Origin of the sequence: Corynebacterium sp. HMSC072A02 (assembly GCF_001810085.1) — a bacterium.
Lineage (GTDB): Bacteria > Actinomycetota > Actinomycetes > Mycobacteriales > Mycobacteriaceae > Corynebacterium > Corynebacterium hesseae.
This window is the reverse complement of the sequence record NZ_KV799810.1, coordinates 14,746-32,271: the sequence shown is the minus strand read 5'-3', so window position 1 is coordinate 32,271 and position 17,526 is coordinate 14,746. Positions and strand designations below refer to the sequence as shown.

Annotated in this window: 12 protein-coding genes and 1 pseudogene; 7 read left to right on the top strand and 6 right to left on the bottom strand. The window is 59.3% G+C overall.

Annotated features, from left to right (window positions below):
- Positions 1 to 545: 545 nt before the first annotated feature.
- The 5 genes from HMPREF2698_RS00980 to HMPREF2698_RS00960 all read right to left on the bottom strand — a co-directional run bounded on the left by HMPREF2698_RS00980 (position 546) and on the right by HMPREF2698_RS00960 (position 5,265).
- Positions 546 to 902, bottom strand: a complete 357-nt coding sequence (locus HMPREF2698_RS00980) for a hypothetical protein (protein ID WP_070561529.1) — start codon at positions 900 to 902, stop codon at positions 546 to 548.
- 402 nt (positions 903 to 1,304) lie between these two features.
- Positions 1,305 to 1,676 (bottom strand): hypothetical protein, encoded by a 372-nt coding sequence (locus HMPREF2698_RS00975; protein WP_070534017.1) that lies wholly within the window; start codon positions 1,674 to 1,676, stop codon positions 1,305 to 1,307.
- A 47-nt stretch (positions 1,677 to 1,723) separates the two neighbouring features.
- On the bottom strand, positions 1,724 to 2,473 hold the full coding sequence (locus HMPREF2698_RS00970; RefSeq protein WP_070534020.1) for a succinate dehydrogenase/fumarate reductase iron-sulfur subunit: 750 nt from the start codon (positions 2,471 to 2,473) through the stop codon (positions 1,724 to 1,726).
- A complete protein-coding gene (locus HMPREF2698_RS00965) occupies positions 2,473 to 4,494 on the bottom strand; it encodes a fumarate reductase/succinate dehydrogenase flavoprotein subunit (protein ID WP_070521219.1) in 2,022 nt (673 codons plus the stop codon). Before HMPREF2698_RS00965 ends, HMPREF2698_RS00970 begins: the two co-directional genes overlap by 1 nt.
- A gap of 15 nt (positions 4,495 to 4,509) precedes the next feature.
- A complete protein-coding gene (locus HMPREF2698_RS00960) occupies positions 4,510 to 5,265 on the bottom strand; it encodes a succinate dehydrogenase cytochrome b subunit (RefSeq protein WP_070521222.1) in 756 nt (251 codons plus the stop codon).
- A gap of 401 nt (positions 5,266 to 5,666) precedes the next feature.
- Between HMPREF2698_RS00960 and ramB the strand changes: the two genes are divergently transcribed.
- Positions 5,667 to 7,073: an acetate metabolism transcriptional regulator RamB gene (gene ramB / locus HMPREF2698_RS00955; protein WP_070561527.1), complete on the top strand. Its 1,407-nt coding sequence runs from the start codon at positions 5,667 to 5,669 to the stop codon at positions 7,071 to 7,073.
- Between the two features lie 376 nt (positions 7,074 to 7,449).
- On the opposite strand, the gene lpdA is transcribed toward ramB, so the two are convergent.
- A complete protein-coding gene (gene lpdA / locus HMPREF2698_RS00950) occupies positions 7,450 to 8,862 on the bottom strand; it encodes a dihydrolipoyl dehydrogenase (protein ID WP_070561525.1) in 1,413 nt (470 codons plus the stop codon).
- Positions 8,863 to 9,509: 647 nt separating this feature from the next.
- Here lpdA and HMPREF2698_RS00945 point away from each other — a divergent pair.
- From HMPREF2698_RS00945 to HMPREF2698_RS00920, 6 genes and pseudogenes are all read left to right on the top strand, one after another.
- Positions 9,510 to 10,946, top strand: coding sequence for an alpha/beta hydrolase (locus HMPREF2698_RS00945; protein ID WP_070561523.1), 1,437 nt, complete (start codon positions 9,510 to 9,512; stop codon positions 10,944 to 10,946).
- A 37-nt stretch (positions 10,947 to 10,983) separates the two neighbouring features.
- Positions 10,984 to 12,063 carry an alpha/beta hydrolase gene (locus HMPREF2698_RS00940; protein ID WP_070561521.1) on the top strand — a complete coding sequence of 360 codons (1,080 nt, stop codon included), beginning with the start codon at positions 10,984 to 10,986 and terminating at the stop codon, positions 12,061 to 12,063.
- Between the two features lie 80 nt (positions 12,064 to 12,143).
- The gene (locus HMPREF2698_RS00935; protein ID WP_070561519.1) at positions 12,144 to 13,508 is read left to right on the top strand and encodes a M1 family metallopeptidase; all 1,365 of its coding nucleotides are present in this window, start codon (positions 12,144 to 12,146) and stop codon (positions 13,506 to 13,508) included.
- Between the two features lie 27 nt (positions 13,509 to 13,535).
- Entirely contained in the window at positions 13,536 to 14,540 is a 1,005-nt protein-coding gene (rfbB, locus tag HMPREF2698_RS00930; RefSeq protein ID WP_070561517.1) for a dTDP-glucose 4,6-dehydratase, read from the top strand.
- Positions 14,541 to 14,546: 6 nt separating this feature from the next.
- Positions 14,547 to 15,911, top strand: coding sequence for a dTDP-4-dehydrorhamnose reductase (gene rfbD / locus HMPREF2698_RS00925; protein WP_070561515.1), 1,365 nt, complete (start codon positions 14,547 to 14,549; stop codon positions 15,909 to 15,911).
- Positions 15,912 to 15,989: 78 nt separating this feature from the next.
- Positions 15,990 to 17,423: pseudogene (locus HMPREF2698_RS00920) on the top strand (ATP-binding protein).
- The last annotated feature ends 103 nt before the right edge of the window (positions 17,424 to 17,526 follow it).

The following is a 17,526-nucleotide window of genomic DNA, read 5'->3' as shown; positions in this document are numbered from 1 at the left end:
ACCGGCCGCGAACTTCCGCACTAAATTGGCCTAAATCAGGTTCCACGAGGCAGAAAAACTCCTACAGGTGCTCCGCTCACAATCACCACGCACCCTGTCCGCTAGTTCCCACGAAGCAGTCATCGGCATGTCGACGGTATTACTCGGCGCCCTAACATCGCGCTACATACTCCAAAGCCGCCCGCACGCCGAGTTGTCCCCGCACGAGTTCGAAGTGTGCGTCGAACGCCTACTCAGGGGTGCGCTTACATAGGCCGCTTGCAGCGAGCAAACTTCTATTACAAGGGCAACAACAGCGGGCCTCACAGAAAAGACCATGAAACCGCTCACACCGAATCCACTCTGTTAGGACATGCCCAACAACGTCTTGCAAAACACAGCTTCCACGCCTTTTGGATTTGAACTTCAAGTAACGCGGAAGCGTGCCAATGCCACTGCTTTCAGCTCAACACCAGTCCGACCGCAAATGGCATTACCCCAAGCATCAGTTACGTTCGATGCTGAAGGTGCGGTGGATGGTTTCTCAAGGATTACAATCCTTGAATCTAGTCATCTACTTTTACGAAGGAACGACCTTGGTAGATGATCTGGTCATCCTTCGTGGAGAAGGATTCTTCTTCACCCTTCAGGCCATCGGACTCCATTTCGTCGTCCAAGCTCTTTTCGTCGCCTGGCTCACCCATGTGCTCCAGAGTGAAGACCTTCTCATCTTGGTCAACGGATCCGCTAAACACAGTTCCGTCAGTAGTGATTGAGAATTCATCGCCATCAATCTCAATCTGCGCTGGGCCTTCATTGCCGATGTACTCGTACTTGCCATCCAAGTCGGAGCTAGCGCAGGAGGTCAGAGTCAAGGAGCAACCTAGAGCTAGTACAGCGGCGGCGACGGAACGAAAACGCATAAGAACCTCCAAGAGAGAGTAGAGAACTGCCTTGAAAGAAACCTTACAAGGTTGGATTGCGTCCGTCGCCCCGAATTCCCTATAAATCAGCCACCCAAGCCAAGCGGCCAGCGCCAACAAGGCCTCTCACCAGCAAGTAAGAAGGGGCGCTTAGTAAATGCAATTGAGTCCCAGGTTGAATGAATACTCCGCGCAAGACTGCACCAAGGAGGCGTCGCCAAGCGCTGGCCTCCCTGCCGCCGTGTAGCTCGCTGCGCGCCCCTGCCCTCTCCACCTCCACTTCCCCAAACGCCAACAACCCCCACCTCATCACATGGTCTCCCATGTGTTGTGTTTGTTTGGAGGTGGGGGTTGTGGTGGTGTCAGTACAGAAACTTAGGCGTTCAACGTCCTAGGAGGTGCCTAGTTGATGCGGCCGGTTTCCTTGCGGTACTGGCGGTAGTAGCGGCGGCCGAAGTGGACGGAGCCGACTGCCAGGATGGCAACAACGACGAGCGCGATAGCGCCGACGATGATGTTGATTTGGTAGTCAGCACCAGCGGTGCCATCCGGGTAGAGCCACGTACCGAGGCCCCAAATGAGGATGCCGGCTGCCGGCAGGAGCGAGAGAATCAGGCCCATGCCCACCCAGGTGGAGGTACGCAGCAACGAAGAGTGCGGTGCACCGTAGGATACGGGCTCGTAGCCCTCGATGTAGGAGTCCTGGATCTTGCCGGAGAACTCCGGGTAGGTCTCGCTGTGGTGATCAGCTACTGCCGGGTTGAGGTCGCTCATGGCTGAAACTTTCTCTCGTTCCTGTTAATCCTGTGAATGACTATAGCTTAGTCGTCCTTGCCGCGGAAAGCAGCACGTGCACGTTCGCGGGTAACCGCGGAAACCGCGGTCAGCGGCACACCAGCCGGGCACACATCAGCACACTCGCCGTAGAGCGAGCAGTGGCCGAAGTTCTGCTCCAGATCGTCCACCATGTTGCGTGCGCGGCGGCCACGCTCTTCCTTGCCCAGCGGCATGAGGGAGAGGTGAACCAGCTTTGCGCCGGTGAACAGGTGGGCAGCACCGTTCGGGCAGGATGCCACGCAGGCACCGCAGCCGATGCAGGCAGCGTGATCCAGCGCGTACTCGGAGGTCTCGTGGTTGATGTGCAGGGTGTCAGCATCCGGAGCGGTACCCGCATCCATGGATACGTAGCCGCCCTGCTCCATGACGTGGTCCAGCTTGGAGCGGTCCACGATCATGTCCTTGATTACCGGGTAGGCAGCGGAGCGGAACGGCTCCAGCTTGATGGTGTCGCCGTCCTTGAACTGGAACAGGCGCTGCTGGCAGGCCGGGGTGTTCTGGCCCGGGCCGTGCGGGCGGCCGTTGACCAGAAGGCCACAGGTACCACAGATGCCCTCACGGCAGTCGGAAGCGAATGCGAATGGCTCCTTGCCGGCCTCGATGAGGCCGTCGTTGACGTGGTCGAGCAACTCCAAGATGGACATCTGCTCGGCGGCGTCGTCAACCTGCACGGTTTCAAACTTGCCTTCTTGCGTCGGTCCGGCTTGACGCCAGATCTCAAGTGTCAGTTTCATTACTTGTAGTTCCTTGTCATCAGCGGGATCGAATCAAAGTACAGCGGCTCGGCGTGGCGGATGAACTCGCCCTCAGCAGCGCCCGGCTCCCATGCGGAAACGAAGCACCAGTTCTCGTCATCACGCTCGGCCTCGCCATCCTCGGAGAGGTGGTCATCACGGAAGTGAGCACCACAGGACTCATCGCGGTCGAGAGCGTCGATGCACATGAGCTCGCCCAGGTCGATGTAGTCAGCAACGCGCAGACCGTACTCGAGAACCTGGTTCATGTCGTTGGCGTCGCCAGTAATGCGGACGTTAGCCCAGAATTCCTTGCGCAGTGCGCGAACCTTCTCGATGGCAACCTTGAGGTCCTCGACGTTACGGGACACGCCGCAACCCCAGTAGAGGATGTCACCCAGCTGGCGGTGGTAGTACGCCGGGCCGTGCGGATCCTGACCCTGGATGGACATGAGGCGGTCGATGCGAGCCTGTGCGCGAGCAACAGTCTCGTTGGCCTCTGCCGAGTCCTCAGCCAGCTTGGCCTCACCCAGGTGGTGGGCCAGGTAGTTCGGGATGGTGAACGGCAGGGTGAACCAGCCGTCGACGGAAGCGGACAGCAGGGAGTTAGCACCCAGGCGGTTCGCACCGTGGTAGGTCCAGGAGCACTCACCGGCGGCGAAGAGGCCGTCGATGGTGGTCATCTCATTGAAGTCCGTCCACAGGCCACCCATGGTGAAGTGGCAGGTCGGAGCAATACGCATCGGGGTCTCATAAGCGGACTCGCCGATTGCCTCTTCGTACATTTCGATGAGGTTGGAGTAACGCTCGCGGATCTTGTCCTTACCCAGACGCTCGATGGCATCGCGGAAGTCCAGGTACACGGAGTTGTGCAGCGGACCAACGCCCAGACCCTTGTTGATCTGCTGGGAGATGGCGCGGGAAGCCACGTCACGCGGGACGAGGTTACCGAAGGCCGGGTAGCGGCGCTCCAGGAAGTAATCGCGCTCCTCTTCCGGAATCTCGTTGGCAGGACGGTCATCCTTCTCCTTGATCGGAGACCAGATGCGGCCGTCGTTACGCAGCGACTCGGACATGAGGATGGTCTTGGACTGCCACTCGGAGTTGACCGGCAGGCCAGTCGGGTGGAACTGGATGAATGCCGGGGAAGCCAGGTAAGCACCGTTCTCGTACGCACGCATCATGGCGCCGGCGTTCGAGTTCTTGGCCAGCGTGGACATGTGGTAGACGTTGCCGTAACCGCCGGTACCGAGGATGACTGCGTGGCCAGTGAAGGCCTTGAGCTCGCCGGTGATGAGGTTGCGGGTCACGATGCCGCCGGCGCGCTTCTTGCCACCGTCGGTGTAGGTGATGATGTCCTGCAGGTCGTGGTGAGCGAAGAGCTCCACGTTGCCCAGACCAATCTGGCGGTAGAGCGCAGACGTGGTGGACAGCTGCAGCTGCTGGCCTGTTTGGCCACGGGTGTAGTAGGTACGGGAGACCTGCACACCACCGAAGGAACGGGTAGCCAAGGTGCCGCCGTACTCGCGAGCGAACGGAGCGCCGATGGCGTTCATGTGGTCGATGACGCGGATGGACTCATAGGCCAAGCGCCAGCAGTCGGACTCGCGGCAGCGGTAGTCACCACCCTTAACGGTGTCCTTGGTGTGGCGGTAAGCGGAGTCGTTATCCACCTTCTTGTGGCGGGAGGAGTTCACACCACCCTGCGCAGCAATGGAGTGCGCACGGCGCGGTGAATCGTGGTAGGTGAAGACCTTGACCTTGTAGCCCAGCTCGCCGAGGGCAGCGGCGGCGGAACCAGCGGACAGGCCGGTACCGACAACGATGATCTCGAACTTGCGGCGGTTCAGCGGGGAGACGAGCTCCATGTGGTCCTTCTGGTAGCTCCACATGTCCTTCATCGGGACACCGTGCGGCTCGTGGGACTCCAGGATGCGGCCCGGCTTAACGCCCGGGACGATGGACTGCGGGTGCGAGAAGTCAGGGTGCTCGCGCTTGAGTTCAGTGTTCGCGTTAGTCATGGGTTCAAAACTCCTTTAGCTGACCCAGCCCAGGGCGACGGACAACGGCATAACAATGTTTGCCAGGCACACGACGGCCGGGACGATGTACGCCAGGACAACAAAAACCTCGCGCCACTTTGCACCGGTGATGCCCAGGTCAGAAGCCGCAAGGCGGATACCGTGGGTCAGGTGCAGGAAGAGGCACAGCATGGCGACGATGTAGACGATGGTCACCGGCCAGCGCGAGAAGGTTGCGATCATGTTGGCCTTAACGGCACCGTGAGCAAAAGCTTCTGCTGCAACCGGCTGGACACCAATCGTCAGGTCCAGAAGGTGGAAGATGATGAACAGGAGAAGCACGACGCCGGTAACCAGCATGCTCTTGGTGGCAAAGGAATCCATGCCGCCCATCAGGTTCGTGCGCTTGAACTTGCCGCGGGATGCCTTCGAGCGAGCGGTCAAAGCAAAAGCGCCGTAAATGTGAGCGATCACGCAGGCCAGCAGGACGATGCGAATGATCCACAGTGCGTGACCGCTCGGGATCAGTGGCTCACCAAGATTACGCAGGTAAGCGCCGTAGGCATCGAGTGCTTCCTGGCCGTCGTGAGCCGGCAAGTAAAGCTTCAGGTTGCCGGCCATGTGTCCCACAACGAAGAGCGCGAAGAACAGACCGGTAATTGCCATCGTCAGTTTCAAAGCCCAGGACGGAATTCCTGGCTTAGGACGAATCGTTTCATTAGTAATACGGCCGTGAGCGAGGGCTTCACGGTCAGGATTTTTTACAGACATGACACCTCCATTGTCGCCCTTACCTTACGCAGACCTTTGCGCTGACCACTAGTTATATCTTTGCTTTGCATACCCCCTCCCCCTCCTATGGTCCCCGTATTTAAACGAGTTAAGGCAAGGATCACCTTAGGCGCCACACCTCTTTGACCGCTCTACCTTGATCACTTCCTTTTACGCAATATTGAGCTTGCGAAAACATTTCACGGATGAGACTTTTGTCACAGGGTGTGGCCTGAGTGACGACCCTACCCCTTTAGGTGTCAAACTTTCGCTTGGTATACACCCCTATCGCCCGCTCGGCACCCCGCCAGCACCCCCACTTCGCAGCGGAGTTAAAATACTTCACACATTCCTTGCAAAACAATTGTTATGACCGGAAGGCACTAGGTAACCTAGCTCACATGAGCAAGACATACGTGGGTTCGCGCCTGCGCCAGCTGCGCCGCGAACGTGATCTCAGCCAAGCTACTCTCGCCGCTACGCTGGGGCTTTCAGCTAGCTACGTCAATCAGATTGAACACGACGTGCGCCCTCTTACCGTCCCGGTCTTGCTGAAAATTACTGAAGCCTTTGGGGTGGATGCCACGTTCTTTTCCCGTGATGATGATTCACGTCTGCTTGCGGAAATCCAGGATGTCGTCCAAGACCAGGAAATCTGTCCCTCCCCCGTGGAGCTTCAGGAATTGTCCGAATTGGTCTATAACCACCCCACCGTTGCCCGCACGCTCGTGGATATCCACCGCCGCTACCGCAATATTCGTGACAAGCTCTCGCTCGCCACCGATACCCGCCGCTCGGACGGGAACCAGGCACTGTCCATGCCTCACGACGAAGTGCGGGACTTCTTTTATGCCCGGCAGAACTATCTCGACGAGTTGGATATCCACGCAGAAGAAACTGCTGCAGAGATCAACGTCATCCCTTTCCATATTCGCGACATTGAACAGGCGCTTAATGAGCGGCTCACTTCCAAACACGGCGTAGAGATTCTCACCACCGATCGCATGGATGGCACCCTGCATCGCTTCGACAAGGAGAATGGCACCCTTCGCCTTGCCAGCCGCCTGAGCGTGGGCCAGCGCGCCTTCCGTATGGCGGCAGAGTTGGGTTTCCTCGAGGCGGGCGCGCTAATCGACGCCCTCGTGGACGAAGAACCCTTCACCTCGGACGCCTCCATCAACCTGGCCAAGCGTGGAATTGCCAACTACTACGCCGCCGCCACACTGCTCCCCTACAGCCTCATCCACAGTGAGGCCGAGCAATCCGGGTATGACGTGGAGTACCTCTGCAACGTCTTTGGCGTGGGCTACGAGACAATTGCCTCGCGCCTCTCCACGCTGCAGCGCCCCAACAAGCGCGGAATCCCCTTTACTTTCGTGAGGGTTGATCGCGCCGGCAACATGTCCAAGCGCCAATCGGCCACGGGCGTGCACTTTTCCAATTCCGGTGGTACGTGCCCGCTATGGAACGTGTATGAGTCCTTCACCCGCCCCAACACCATCTCGCGCCAGCTGGCGCAGATGCCGGATGGCCGCAACTACCTCTGGATTTCACGGACGGTGAGCTACCCCCAGGGCCGCTTCGGCGATACCAATAAGCTCTTCTCCATCGGCCTAGGCTGCGAAGCGCGCCACGCCAGCCGCACGGTCTATGCCCAAGGTCTCAACCTCGACGCCCTGTCTGCCGCAACCCCCATCGGCGCCGGCTGCCGCACTTGCCCTCGCCAGAATTGCGCTCAACGCGCCTTCCCGGCCATTAATGAAGAGCTGGTGGTCGACGCCCACCGTTCCGCCGTCGCACCGTATTAATCGGGAGCAATAACCAGGCAGTTTTCCGCTCTGGCCCCTACGTTTACCCCTATACCACCCTTTATATATTGCCAATAAAAAGCATTGTCATGGTTTTGGCTAGAAAAATTCATGGATTTTCCAGGGTTTGCTTGCTTATGGTGGAAATTGAACGATATCCCCTATCGAAAGGATTACCATCATGAGCAGCTTCGCTGGAAACTTCCTGGGCCAGATTCAGGGCCTTCTTGTATCCATCGTCAACGCACCGTTCGTTCTGTCCTCCAAGCTCTTCAGCTAAAGGCAGTAGCGCCACGGCACTAAAACCAACACTCCCCCTCAATCCCTTCGCTGGGATTGAGGGGGAGTGTTCTTGTTTTGGCTTCTCGCCTTAGCCTTAGAGGTTAATCATGTGGCCGCCGATACCCTCGGCAGCTTCCTTCATAGCCTCAGACAGCGTCGGGTGAGTATGAATGTTGCGTCCGATTTCCTCAGCGGTGAGGTCGAAGCGCTGCGCCAGGGTCAGCTCCGGCAGCAGCTCGGAAACGTTGGAGCCCACCATGTGGCCGCCGATGAGCTCACCGAATTCGCCGTCAGCAATAAGCTTGACGAAGCCCGCGGTCTCATTGAGGCCGGCCGCCTTGCCGTTAGCGGAGAACGGGAAGGTAGCGACCTTAATGTCGCGGTCAGCGAACTTCTCACGAGCCTGCTCCTCGGTGTAGCCGAAGGAGGCAACCTGCGGGTTGCAGAAGGTGGCACGCGGCATGTTCATGTAGTCACCAAGCAGCTGGGTCTCAGCGCCGGCGATGACCTCAGCGGCCACGACGCCCTGCGCCTCAGCCACGTGTGCGAGCTGCAGCTTAGCGGTGACGTCGCCAATGGCGTAGATGCCCTCAACGTTGGTGCGCATGTAGTCATCGATGGCGATGGCGCCGCGCTCGGTGAGCTCAACGCCGGTGTTCTCCAGGCCGAAGCCCTCGGTGCGCGGGGCGAAGCCAATGGAGACCATGCAGCGGTCCACGGTCAGCGTATCGGTCTTGGAGCCGTCCTTGGACTCGACCTCAACGGTGACATTGTCGCCGTTGTCCTTGATGGCGGTGGTCTTGTAGCCGGTCAGGAGCTTCACGCCGAGCTTCTTGTATTCCTTGGCGATGGCCTTGGAGACATCCTTATCCTCGTTCGGCAGGACGCGGTCCATGAACTCCACGATGGTCACGTCCACGCCGTAGTTGGCCAGAACGTAAGCAAACTCCATGCCGATGGCGCCTGCGCCAACGATCACCATGGAATCCGGAGCCTCATCGTTGAGGATCTGCTCCTCGAAGGACACGATGTTGCCGCCGATTTCCACGCCCGGAAGGGAACGAACGACGGAGCCGGTGGCGATAATGCAGTTATCAAAGGTGATGGTCTTACCCTTGTCATCGCCCTCAGTAATCTCGATGGTCTTGGCGTCCTTGAAGGAGCCCAAGCCATTGATCTCCGTAATCTTGTTCTTCTTCATCAGGTAGTGCACGCCCTTGACGATGCCCTCCGACACCTTGCGGGAGCGCTTGTGCGCAACGCCGAAGTCGAAGGAAACATCGCCGGAGATACCAAAGGCCTTTGCCTCATGGTTGAAGGTGTGTGCAACCTCAGCGTTCTTAAGAAGAGCCTTGGAGGGGATGCAGCCCACGTTGAGGCAGACACCGCCCCAGTACTGCTTCTCAATTACGGCAACCTTCTTGCCCAGCTGGGCAGCGCGGATGGCGGACACGTAGCCGCCGGGGCCCGCGCCGAGTACTACAACGTCAAAATGTTCATTAGTCACGTTCTACAGGATACGTAACTTTAGGCTCGCTGTCCCACCACCCCCGCCCTGCACCCGCTGGACAGCCCATAGCAGTCAGGATGCTTTAAACACCTTCGGGTAAAAACAAACCCTTAACCCCCAAGAAGGGGATTAAGGGAAAGAAAACGAGGGCACAGCCCTCAACAAATTATTTAGAACAGGCCCCAGTCCAAGGCAGCCTTCGAGGAGGTGGAGGAGCCAGAGTGAGCGATCTGGCCCAGCACCTGGTTGATGGAAACGAGGATGGTGTCAAAAAAGTTCATTCTACTTCTTTCTGTTCTTGTTCAAGCGGCGCGTGCGGCTTCATGCAGCGTCCTCTAGCGAGGCCACGGCGATGCAGGACGGTCGCCACCAAAAGCGGTCACGGTACCTAGCCCCACTAACGAAGGAGACGGCCGTTGCGTTACATAGCCCACGAATAGGCGCGGAAAGATTATGACACGGTTTTCACTTCAATACCACCATTCACTTTTATAACTTGGTATGTTTAACCTGACTACCCTTATCTTCGGGGGTGCTGGATTACCCATCTATCAGCGCTTTTGCCCATGTCAAGGGTGGTTTGTCCGGAGCATCTTTTAAACTTGCCCCTACACTTCCGCTCATCACTTAGAAAGCGAGATTCCATGAAGATTGCGCGCTCTCTCACGACGCTTGCGGCGGCCTCCGCCTTAGCCCTCGGCGCCGTCGTTTCCCCTATCGCCAGCGCATCCGACGTTAAACCGGAACAAATCAGCGGTGAGGCTTCACCGTCCGATATTTCCGAGCTCGACCTTTACACCGAACTCGAGGAGTACCTGCCCAAGGATGGGGCCGGCAACCCATCGCCGTCCCGCGAGAAATATGAGGCTTCCTTCGACAAGCAGGTCACCTTTAAGAACGTCGACATCAAGAAAATCCCGGACAACAAAAAATGGATGGGCTACGTCTTCAAGTACTGGGATTACCGCCACAAGGTCAAGACCATCAAGGCCACCGCTCCTGCAATGGATAACCGCGACGTCCCCCTCGCAGTGATCACCCCGGACGGCACCTTTGATGCTTCCCGCCCTACCCTCTACTTGCTCAACGGTGCTGGCGGTGCTGAGCAGGGCATGGACTGGATTGTCTCCACCGTGGCCAAGGATCTTGATCCGAAGACGGAGAAGACTCAGGACCTCGTTCACTATTACGCCAACCGCAACGTCAACGTTGTCATCCCGCAGGCGGGTGCTTTCTCCTACTACACCGACTGGCTGACCACCCCGGACCGCAGCTACCTCAAGGGCCCGCAGAAGTGGGAGACCTTCCTAACCAAGGAGCTTCCTGGCCCGCTGGAGAAGCACATTAACGGCAACGGCAAGCGCGGCATCGCCGGCATGTCCATGTCCGCAACCTCCTCGCTGGTGCTGGCCCAGCACAACCCGAACTTCTACGATGCCATCGGCTCCTACTCCGGTTGCGCTGCTACCTCGACGCCGCTGCCGAACTTCTACTCGCAACTCACGGTGAACCGCGGTGGCGGAAGCACCGAGCAGATGTGGGGACCAATGGGCGGTGACTACAACCGCTACAACGATGGCCTCATCAACGCCACGAAGAACAACATGGGCAACTCCAAGGTCTACGTTTCCGCCAACTCCGGTTTGGCTGGGGCAACTGACTTGGGCTCGTCCAAGATTGATGCCTTGGGCTCGTCCCAGGCCTTCAAGTCCTCCTCCACCCTCGTGGTTGAGGGCGGCGTCATCGAAGCAGCCATGAACGCCTGCACACATGACCTGAAGGCAAAGATGGAGCGCGAGGGCGTCGACGCGGTCTTTAACCTGCGCAACACCGGTACCCACTCCTGGCCGGGCTGGTTGGATGACGTCAACTCCTCCTGGCCTACCTACGCACGCGCCTTTGGCCTTCCCGTCGATCCAGCTGAGCCTGTAGCGACTGCGTATTCAGCAGATGCGGATTCGGACGCTAACGAAAAGGCCGCCGATGCCGATAGTCAGGATGCGAAAAAGGCGGAGGCGGAAGCAGACACCGAAGGCCTCGCTGATTCCCTGCCAGAAGATCCTGCGGTGACCGAGCAGTAAGCTCAATCGCCGTACCAATTGTTGAATAAGGAACGTAATGAAGCGTCTTAGCTCTCTCCTCGCCGCCGGCGCGCTCAGCGCAGCCGCGCTGGTCAGCCCCGTTGCAGGTGCTGCCACCATCACCCCGCAGCAGGTTGCGGGTGACACTGCCCTATCCACCATCTCGGACCTGCAGGTCACCCCGGAGGTGGAGAGCCAGAAGTGGTATGACCACTACAAGGATGATGCCCGCGTTCTCAAGCTGGAAGCTACGTCGCCGGCGATGAACGGCCGCGCCATTCCGCTGGCTGTCATCCCGGCCAAGAACCCGGACCGCCCGACGGTCTACCTGCTCAACGGCGCTGGTTCCGCCGAGCAAGATTCCGACTGGCTGTACATGTCCGATGTCGTGGATTTCTACGCGGACAAAGACGTCAACGTTGTGGTTCCGCAGGCAGGCGCCTTCTCCTACTACACCGACTGGCTGGAAGAGCCCAACGGCAAGTACCTCAAGGGCCCGCAGAAGTGGGAGACCTTCCTGACCAAGGAGCTTCCTGGCCCACTGGAGGAGCGTCTGAACGCAAGCAATAAGCGCGCCATCGCCGGCATGTCCATGTCTGCGACGTCCTCGCTGCTGCTTGCCCAGCACAATCAGGGCTTCTATGACGCGGTCGGTTCCTTCGCCGGCTGTGCCGCAACCGCCTACCCCACCGAGTATGAGTTCCTGCGCCTCACCGTCAACCGCGGTGGCGGCCAGCCGGAGCAGATGTGGGGCCCGATGGGCTCTGCCTACAACCGCTACAACGACGCCCTGATGAACTCCGAGAAGCTGCGTGGCACCAAGCTGTACATCTCCTCGGCATCGGGCTTCGCGGGTGAGCAGGATACGCCGTCTTATTACATCAACAAGGGATACAACCCGGCGGCTGCTTATCTGGGCTCAGCGCAGCTGCAGGTAGAAGGCGGCGTCATCGAGGCGGCCGTGAACCACTGCACCCACATGCTCAAGGCAAAGCTGGATCAGCAGAACATCCCCGCAAACTACAACTTCCGCAATGTGGGTACGCACTCCTGGCCGGGCTGGCGCGAGGACTTGGTGAAGTCCTGGCCTACCTTTGAGGAAGCCTTCAACTCCTAAACAGCAAGCCGCGCACGTCACACCGTGCGCGCTCCCCTGGCTTCGGACAAGCCGGACAAGGGCGGTAGGATAGCGGCATTATGAAGCTGCTTTCCACCGCCCTTTCGCATATCTCAGCCGCTCGCGACCGCGCCGCACTCACTCGAGATAGCTACACGGGGGTGGATTTCAACCTCGGCTTCGAGGTCACCCACTATGACTTGGACCTGACCTACCGGGTGGAACCCAACATGCTTCAAGGCGAAGCCGTGCTCCATATTCGTGCGCTGGAGGACCTAGACAAGCTCACCCTCGACCTCGGCGGCGCCATGGTGGCTCGCCGCATCACGGCGAAGCACGCTCCGCGCGTGGCCAAATTCCGCCTGTCCGGCGGAAAGCTGCGCCTAAACTTTGCCGACGTAATCGCGGAAGGCCAAGAGTTTGAGCTTTGCATTCGGTATGGCGGAGCACCCCGCCCGCTGCGCACGCCGTGGGGTGACATCGGGTGGGAAGAAACAGAGTCAGGCTCGCTGGTGGCCAGCCAGCCCAACGGCGCGCCCAGCTGGTTCCCCTGTGATGACACTCCGTCCGCGAAGGCCACCTACGATATTCGCATCACCGCGGATGATCCTTTCGTTGTCATCTCCAACGGCAAGCTGGTCTCTCGCCGCCGCGCGGGCGGATCCATGACGCGCTGGCACTACCGCGTCAAGCACCCTATGGCCACCTATTTGGCCACGGTCCAGGTCGGCGAATACATCGACATTCCCCTCGGCCCCAACGTCCGTGCGTGGGCGCCGGCCCGCCTCAAGCAGGTGGTACTCGAAGAATTTGCCCAGCAGCAGGAGATGGTGGATTTCTACTCCGCACTCTTTGGCCACTACCCCTTCTCCGACTACCAAGTAGTCATCACCGACGATGAGCTGGAAATCCCCCTCGAAGCCCAGGGCTTGTCCATTTTCGGTTCCAATCACGTCAAGGGTGATCACGTCTTCGAGCGGCTCATCGCGCACGAGCTCTCCCACCAGTGGTTCGGCAACTCCGTGGGCCTTTCGGAGTGGAAGGATATCTGGCTCAACGAAGGTTTCGCCTGCTACTGCGAGTGGCTGTGGTTCGAGCATGCGCATGGCCGCCCAGCACATGAATCGGCGCGCTCGCACTATCAGGTGCTGGCCCGCAAGAAGCAGGACATCGTGCTCAGTGATCCTGGTACGCGCGATATGTTTGATGACCGCGTCTACAAGCGCGGCGCTCTGACCGTCCACGCGCTGCGCTGCCTCGTAGGCGATGAGGCCTTCTTTGCCACGGTGCGGGACTACCTCACCGCAGCGCAGCACTCGGTCGTGACCCCGGAGGACCTCATCAGCCGCATGCGCAAGGTTGCTGAGAACCCGGGTGACGTCGACAAGCTCGTGGCACAGTGGCTGGATCAACCGGCGCTGCCTCATTTCCCCACAGTCGCCTAAACAGGGCATGCTCTAAACTGGGAGACCATGCGCAGACTGCTTGTTACCGGCGGCGCCGGCTTTATTGGTGCAAACTTCGTGCGGCTCGTGGCCCAGCAGCGCCCGGAGGTGGAGATCACCGTCCTGGATAAGCTCACCTACGCGGGCAACCGCGCCAACCTCGACGGCGTGGACGCCGAGCTCGTGGTGGGGGACGTGGCGGATGAGGGGGTCGTCGACAAGCTCGTAGCGCACGCCGATACCGTGGTGCACTTCGCGGCGGAATCCCACAATGACAACTCCCTGCGGGATCCTTCACCCTTCCTCCACACCAACATCATGGGTACCTTCGTGCTGCTGGAGGCCTGCCGCCGCCACGATGTGCGCCTCCACCATGTCTCCACCGATGAGGTTTTTGGTGATTTGGAAATTGGCGCAGATACCTACTTCACGGAAGAGACACCTTATAACCCGTCTTCGCCCTATTCGGCCACGAAGGCCGGTTCGGATCACCTGGTGCGCGCGTGGGTGCGCAGTTTTGGGCTGCGGGCAACCATTTCAAATTGCTCCAATAATTACGGCCCCTACCAGCACATTGAGAAGTTCATTCCGCGGCAGATCACCAACCTGCTTCTAGGCCAGCCCGCCAAGCTTTATGGCACGGGCGAGCAAGTGCGGGATTGGATTCACGTGGATGACCACAATGAGGCGGTGCTCGCCATCCTGGACCGCGGGCGCCTCGGGGAGACCTATAACATCGGCGCCGACCAGGAGGATACGAATAACCGCCAGGTCATCGAGATGATTTGTGAGCTCATGGGGGCGACGGATGACGGCCAGGCGCGTTTCGAGCACGTGGCGGACCGCCCGGGCCATGACCAGCGCTACGCCATGGATGCCAGCAAGCTGCGCCGCGAGCTGGGCTGGGCCCCGCGCTACACGGATCTGCGGGAGGGCCTGGCCGCCACCATTGAGTGGTACCGCGCCCACGAGGAGTGGTGGCGCGCGGGCAAGGAAGAAGTCGAAGCCAACTACGCGAAGCAAGGACAATAAATAGCCATGAAGGTGCAGTCAACGGCCATCGAGGGCCTGCTCATTGTGGAGCTGGACGTCCACGGCGATAACCGTGGCTGGTTCAAGGAGAACTGGCAGCGCGAGAAGATGGTGGCGGCCGGCTTGCCAGACTTCCAACCGGTGCAAAACAACGTTTCCTTCAATGCGGAGAAGGGTGTCACGCGTGGGCTGCACGCGGAGCCCTGGGACAAGCTGGTCTCCGTGGCCTCCGGCCGGGCCTTCGGCGCGTGGTGCGATCTGCGCGAGGGCTCTGCCACCTTTGGCCAGCTGGTGACCCACGAGCTGCGCGAGGACGTGGTGGTCTTTGTGCCGCGCGGCGTGGCCAACGGTTTCCAGGCGCTGGAGGCCTGCGCCTACTCCTACCTGGTCAATGACCACTGGTCCCCGGATGGGGAGTACACCTGCGTCAACCTGGACATGGTGGACTGGCCGCTGGAGCCGACGGAGATCTCTGACAAGGACAAGGGGCACCCCGCGCTTGCCGACGTCTCCCCCATGCCCCCTCGCCGCATCCTGGTCACCGGGGCCAACGGGCAACTGGGCCGCGCCCTACAGAAATTCCTGCCTTCTGCTGGCTTGGGTGCTGTGGAGTTCTGTGGGCACGAGGATTTCGATATCACCAACCCGCCTGCACGCCCATGGAAGCAGTACTCCGCCATCATCAACTGCGCGGCGTACAACGATGTCAACGGCGCGGAGGACGATCGCGCCGCGGCCTGGGCGGTCAACGCTTCCGCACCGGCGAAGCTCGCGCGCATTGCGGCGGAGAATAACCTGACCTTGGTGCACGTGTCTAGCGACTACATCTTTGATGGCTCTAAAGAGGTCCACTCCGAGGAGGAGATGCCCTCCCCGCTCTCGGCCTACGGGGCGTCGAAAGCCGCGGGCGATACGGCTGCACAAACCGCCCCGCGCCACTATGTCATCCGTACCTCGTGGGTCTTCGGCGATGGCGCGAACTTCATGGCCACGATGCGCTCTTTGGCGGATAAGGGGGTCAAGCCCTCCGTCATCCATGATCAGCGCGGGCGCCCCACCTTCGCCGAGGACCTGGCCAAGGGCATCATCCACTTGCTCAAGACCGAAGCCGAGTACGGCGTGTACAACATCTCCAACTCCGGTGATGCGGTGGGACGCGATGAAATCGCCATGGCCGTCTTCACCGGCGTGGGCCAAGACCCTGCGGATGTCACGCCGGTGAGCACCGAGCAGTACCGCGAGATCGCCGGGCCCGAGGCTCCCCGCCCGAAGGAGTCCACCTTCGATCTGTCCAAGATTGAAGCCACCGGCTTTAAACCTATGAATTGGCGGGCCGCTTTGGCACTCTACCTGGGGCTTTACCCAGCATAACACTCAACATAACACTTAACTTCCCACGTGTTATGTTATGTGTTATGTTGAGCGGTATGTAGAGAGAAAGGCCTGCTCATGACCCCTTCTGAGCTTAATGAGTTAATTGCACAGCTGCGAGTCATCGGCAGCGATAAGCAATCCGTAGAGGTAAAATCTTCCGTCAGCAAGGAAGTACTTTCCACGCTCAGTGCCTTCGCAAACGGGGACGGCGGGACGCTCATCATCGGCCTTTCAGAGCAGGACGGCTTCACCCCAGTTAAGAAGTTCTCTGCCTCTACTGCCCAAGACCAATTGGAGACTCGCTGCCAACAGCTCATCCCGCCGGTCCGCCCGCAAATCGACATCATCGAATTTGAAAGCAGCAACATACTCGTCGCAGAGATCGACGAGCTTCCCGCGCGCGATAAGCCCTGCTATGTGGCCGAAAGGGGGCTGTACTAAGGGAGCTATATTCGCACCGGCGATGGTGATACGCGCCTGTCCCAGTACGAAGTAAATCGACTCGTTGAAGAGCACACGCAACCGACCTGGGATGAAGATGCCATCCCAGATGCCACGCTGGAGGACATCGAGGGTGCCGCTCTTGACGGCTTCCTCCAAGTGCAGAAAGAGCGCCGCCCCAAGACTTTTGCGAATGGACAGGACACAGCCCTCAAACGCCTGCGAATTCTCAAGGACGGCCACCCCACGCTGGCCTCACTTCTTGTCATGGGAGACTACCCGCAGGAGTTCTTCCCCCGATTAACGGTTACCTTCGCGCTCTTTCCCGGAACATCGAAAGGTGATGTCACCACGGGTGTCCGCCTTCTCGACAGCGCCACGCTTCACGGTACGATTCCGGAGCTGGTGAGCGAAGGCATCGACATCGTAAAGAAGAACATGCGCACCGCTGGCTTTATCGGCGACAAGTCCCGGACCGCACTTCCGGATTATCCACTGGTCGCTGTTCGTGAAGCACTAGTCAATGCGCTCATGCACCGTGACTACTCCCCGACTGCTCGCGGCAGTCAGGTGCAAATCAACATGTTCGTCGATCGCTTGGAAATCACCAATCCGGGAGGCCTATATGGCGGGGTTACGCTCCGAAATCTTGGAGAAGCTGGTGTCAGCTCTACCCGCAATCAACGCCTTGCCACGTTCCTAGAGGACATTCCCCTACCGGAAGGCGGCGTCGCCGCAGAGAACCGCGGCACGGGCATCGCCACCATCCATCAGGCCTTAGCTGACGCACTCATGCCCAAACCGGAAATTATCAACCGGCTCGACAGCTTCACCATCATCTTCCACCGCCGCAGGGTAGCCACCCAGGAACGCTATGGCACCGCACGTGACCATGTGGAACACCTGCTCCACGGCAGCCCGTCCGTATCGACAACCGAATTAGTTGAGGCTACAAAGCTCAGCCGGACAGCGGTCCAGAAAGCACTGAATGAGCTCATCCGCGATAACATCGCCGAAAAGACTGAACCCGGACGCAGCCCTAAGCAGCGCTACAGGCTGCGCAAATAGAGCATAACACTCAACATAACACTTAACTTCCCACGTGTTATGTTAAGTGGGAAGTTAAGTGTTATGTTCGCCAGCCCGCGCCGCCGCACCCCGGCGCGAGACC

Excerpts from the sequence above, each read along its gene's own strand:
- HMPREF2698_RS00960 (WP_070521222.1), bottom strand. The coding sequence starts at position 5,265 with ATGTCTGTAAAAAATCCTGACCGTGAAGCCCTCGCTCACGGCCGTATT.
- HMPREF2698_RS00965 (WP_070521219.1), bottom strand. The coding sequence starts at position 4,494 with ATGACTAACGCGAACACTGAACTCAAGCGCGAGCACCCTGACTTCTCG.
- HMPREF2698_RS00940 (WP_070561521.1), top strand. The coding sequence starts at position 10,984 with ATGAAGCGTCTTAGCTCTCTCCTCGCCGCCGGCGCGCTCAGCGCAGCC.
- HMPREF2698_RS00945 (WP_070561523.1), top strand. The coding sequence starts at position 9,510 with ATGAAGATTGCGCGCTCTCTCACGACGCTTGCGGCGGCCTCCGCCTTA.
- rfbB (WP_070561517.1), top strand. The coding sequence starts at position 13,536 with ATGCGCAGACTGCTTGTTACCGGCGGCGCCGGCTTTATTGGTGCAAAC.
- rfbD (WP_070561515.1), top strand. The coding sequence starts at position 14,547 with ATGAAGGTGCAGTCAACGGCCATCGAGGGCCTGCTCATTGTGGAGCTG.
- HMPREF2698_RS00935 (WP_070561519.1), top strand. The coding sequence starts at position 12,144 with ATGAAGCTGCTTTCCACCGCCCTTTCGCATATCTCAGCCGCTCGCGAC.
- HMPREF2698_RS00980 (WP_070561529.1), bottom strand. The coding sequence starts at position 902 with ATGCGTTTTCGTTCCGTCGCCGCCGCTGTACTAGCTCTAGGTTGCTCC.
- HMPREF2698_RS00975 (WP_070534017.1), bottom strand. The coding sequence starts at position 1,676 with ATGAGCGACCTCAACCCGGCAGTAGCTGATCACCACAGCGAGACCTAC.
- ramB (WP_070561527.1), top strand. The coding sequence starts at position 5,667 with ATGAGCAAGACATACGTGGGTTCGCGCCTGCGCCAGCTGCGCCGCGAA.
- HMPREF2698_RS00970 (WP_070534020.1), bottom strand. The coding sequence starts at position 2,473 with ATGAAACTGACACTTGAGATCTGGCGTCAAGCCGGACCGACGCAAGAA.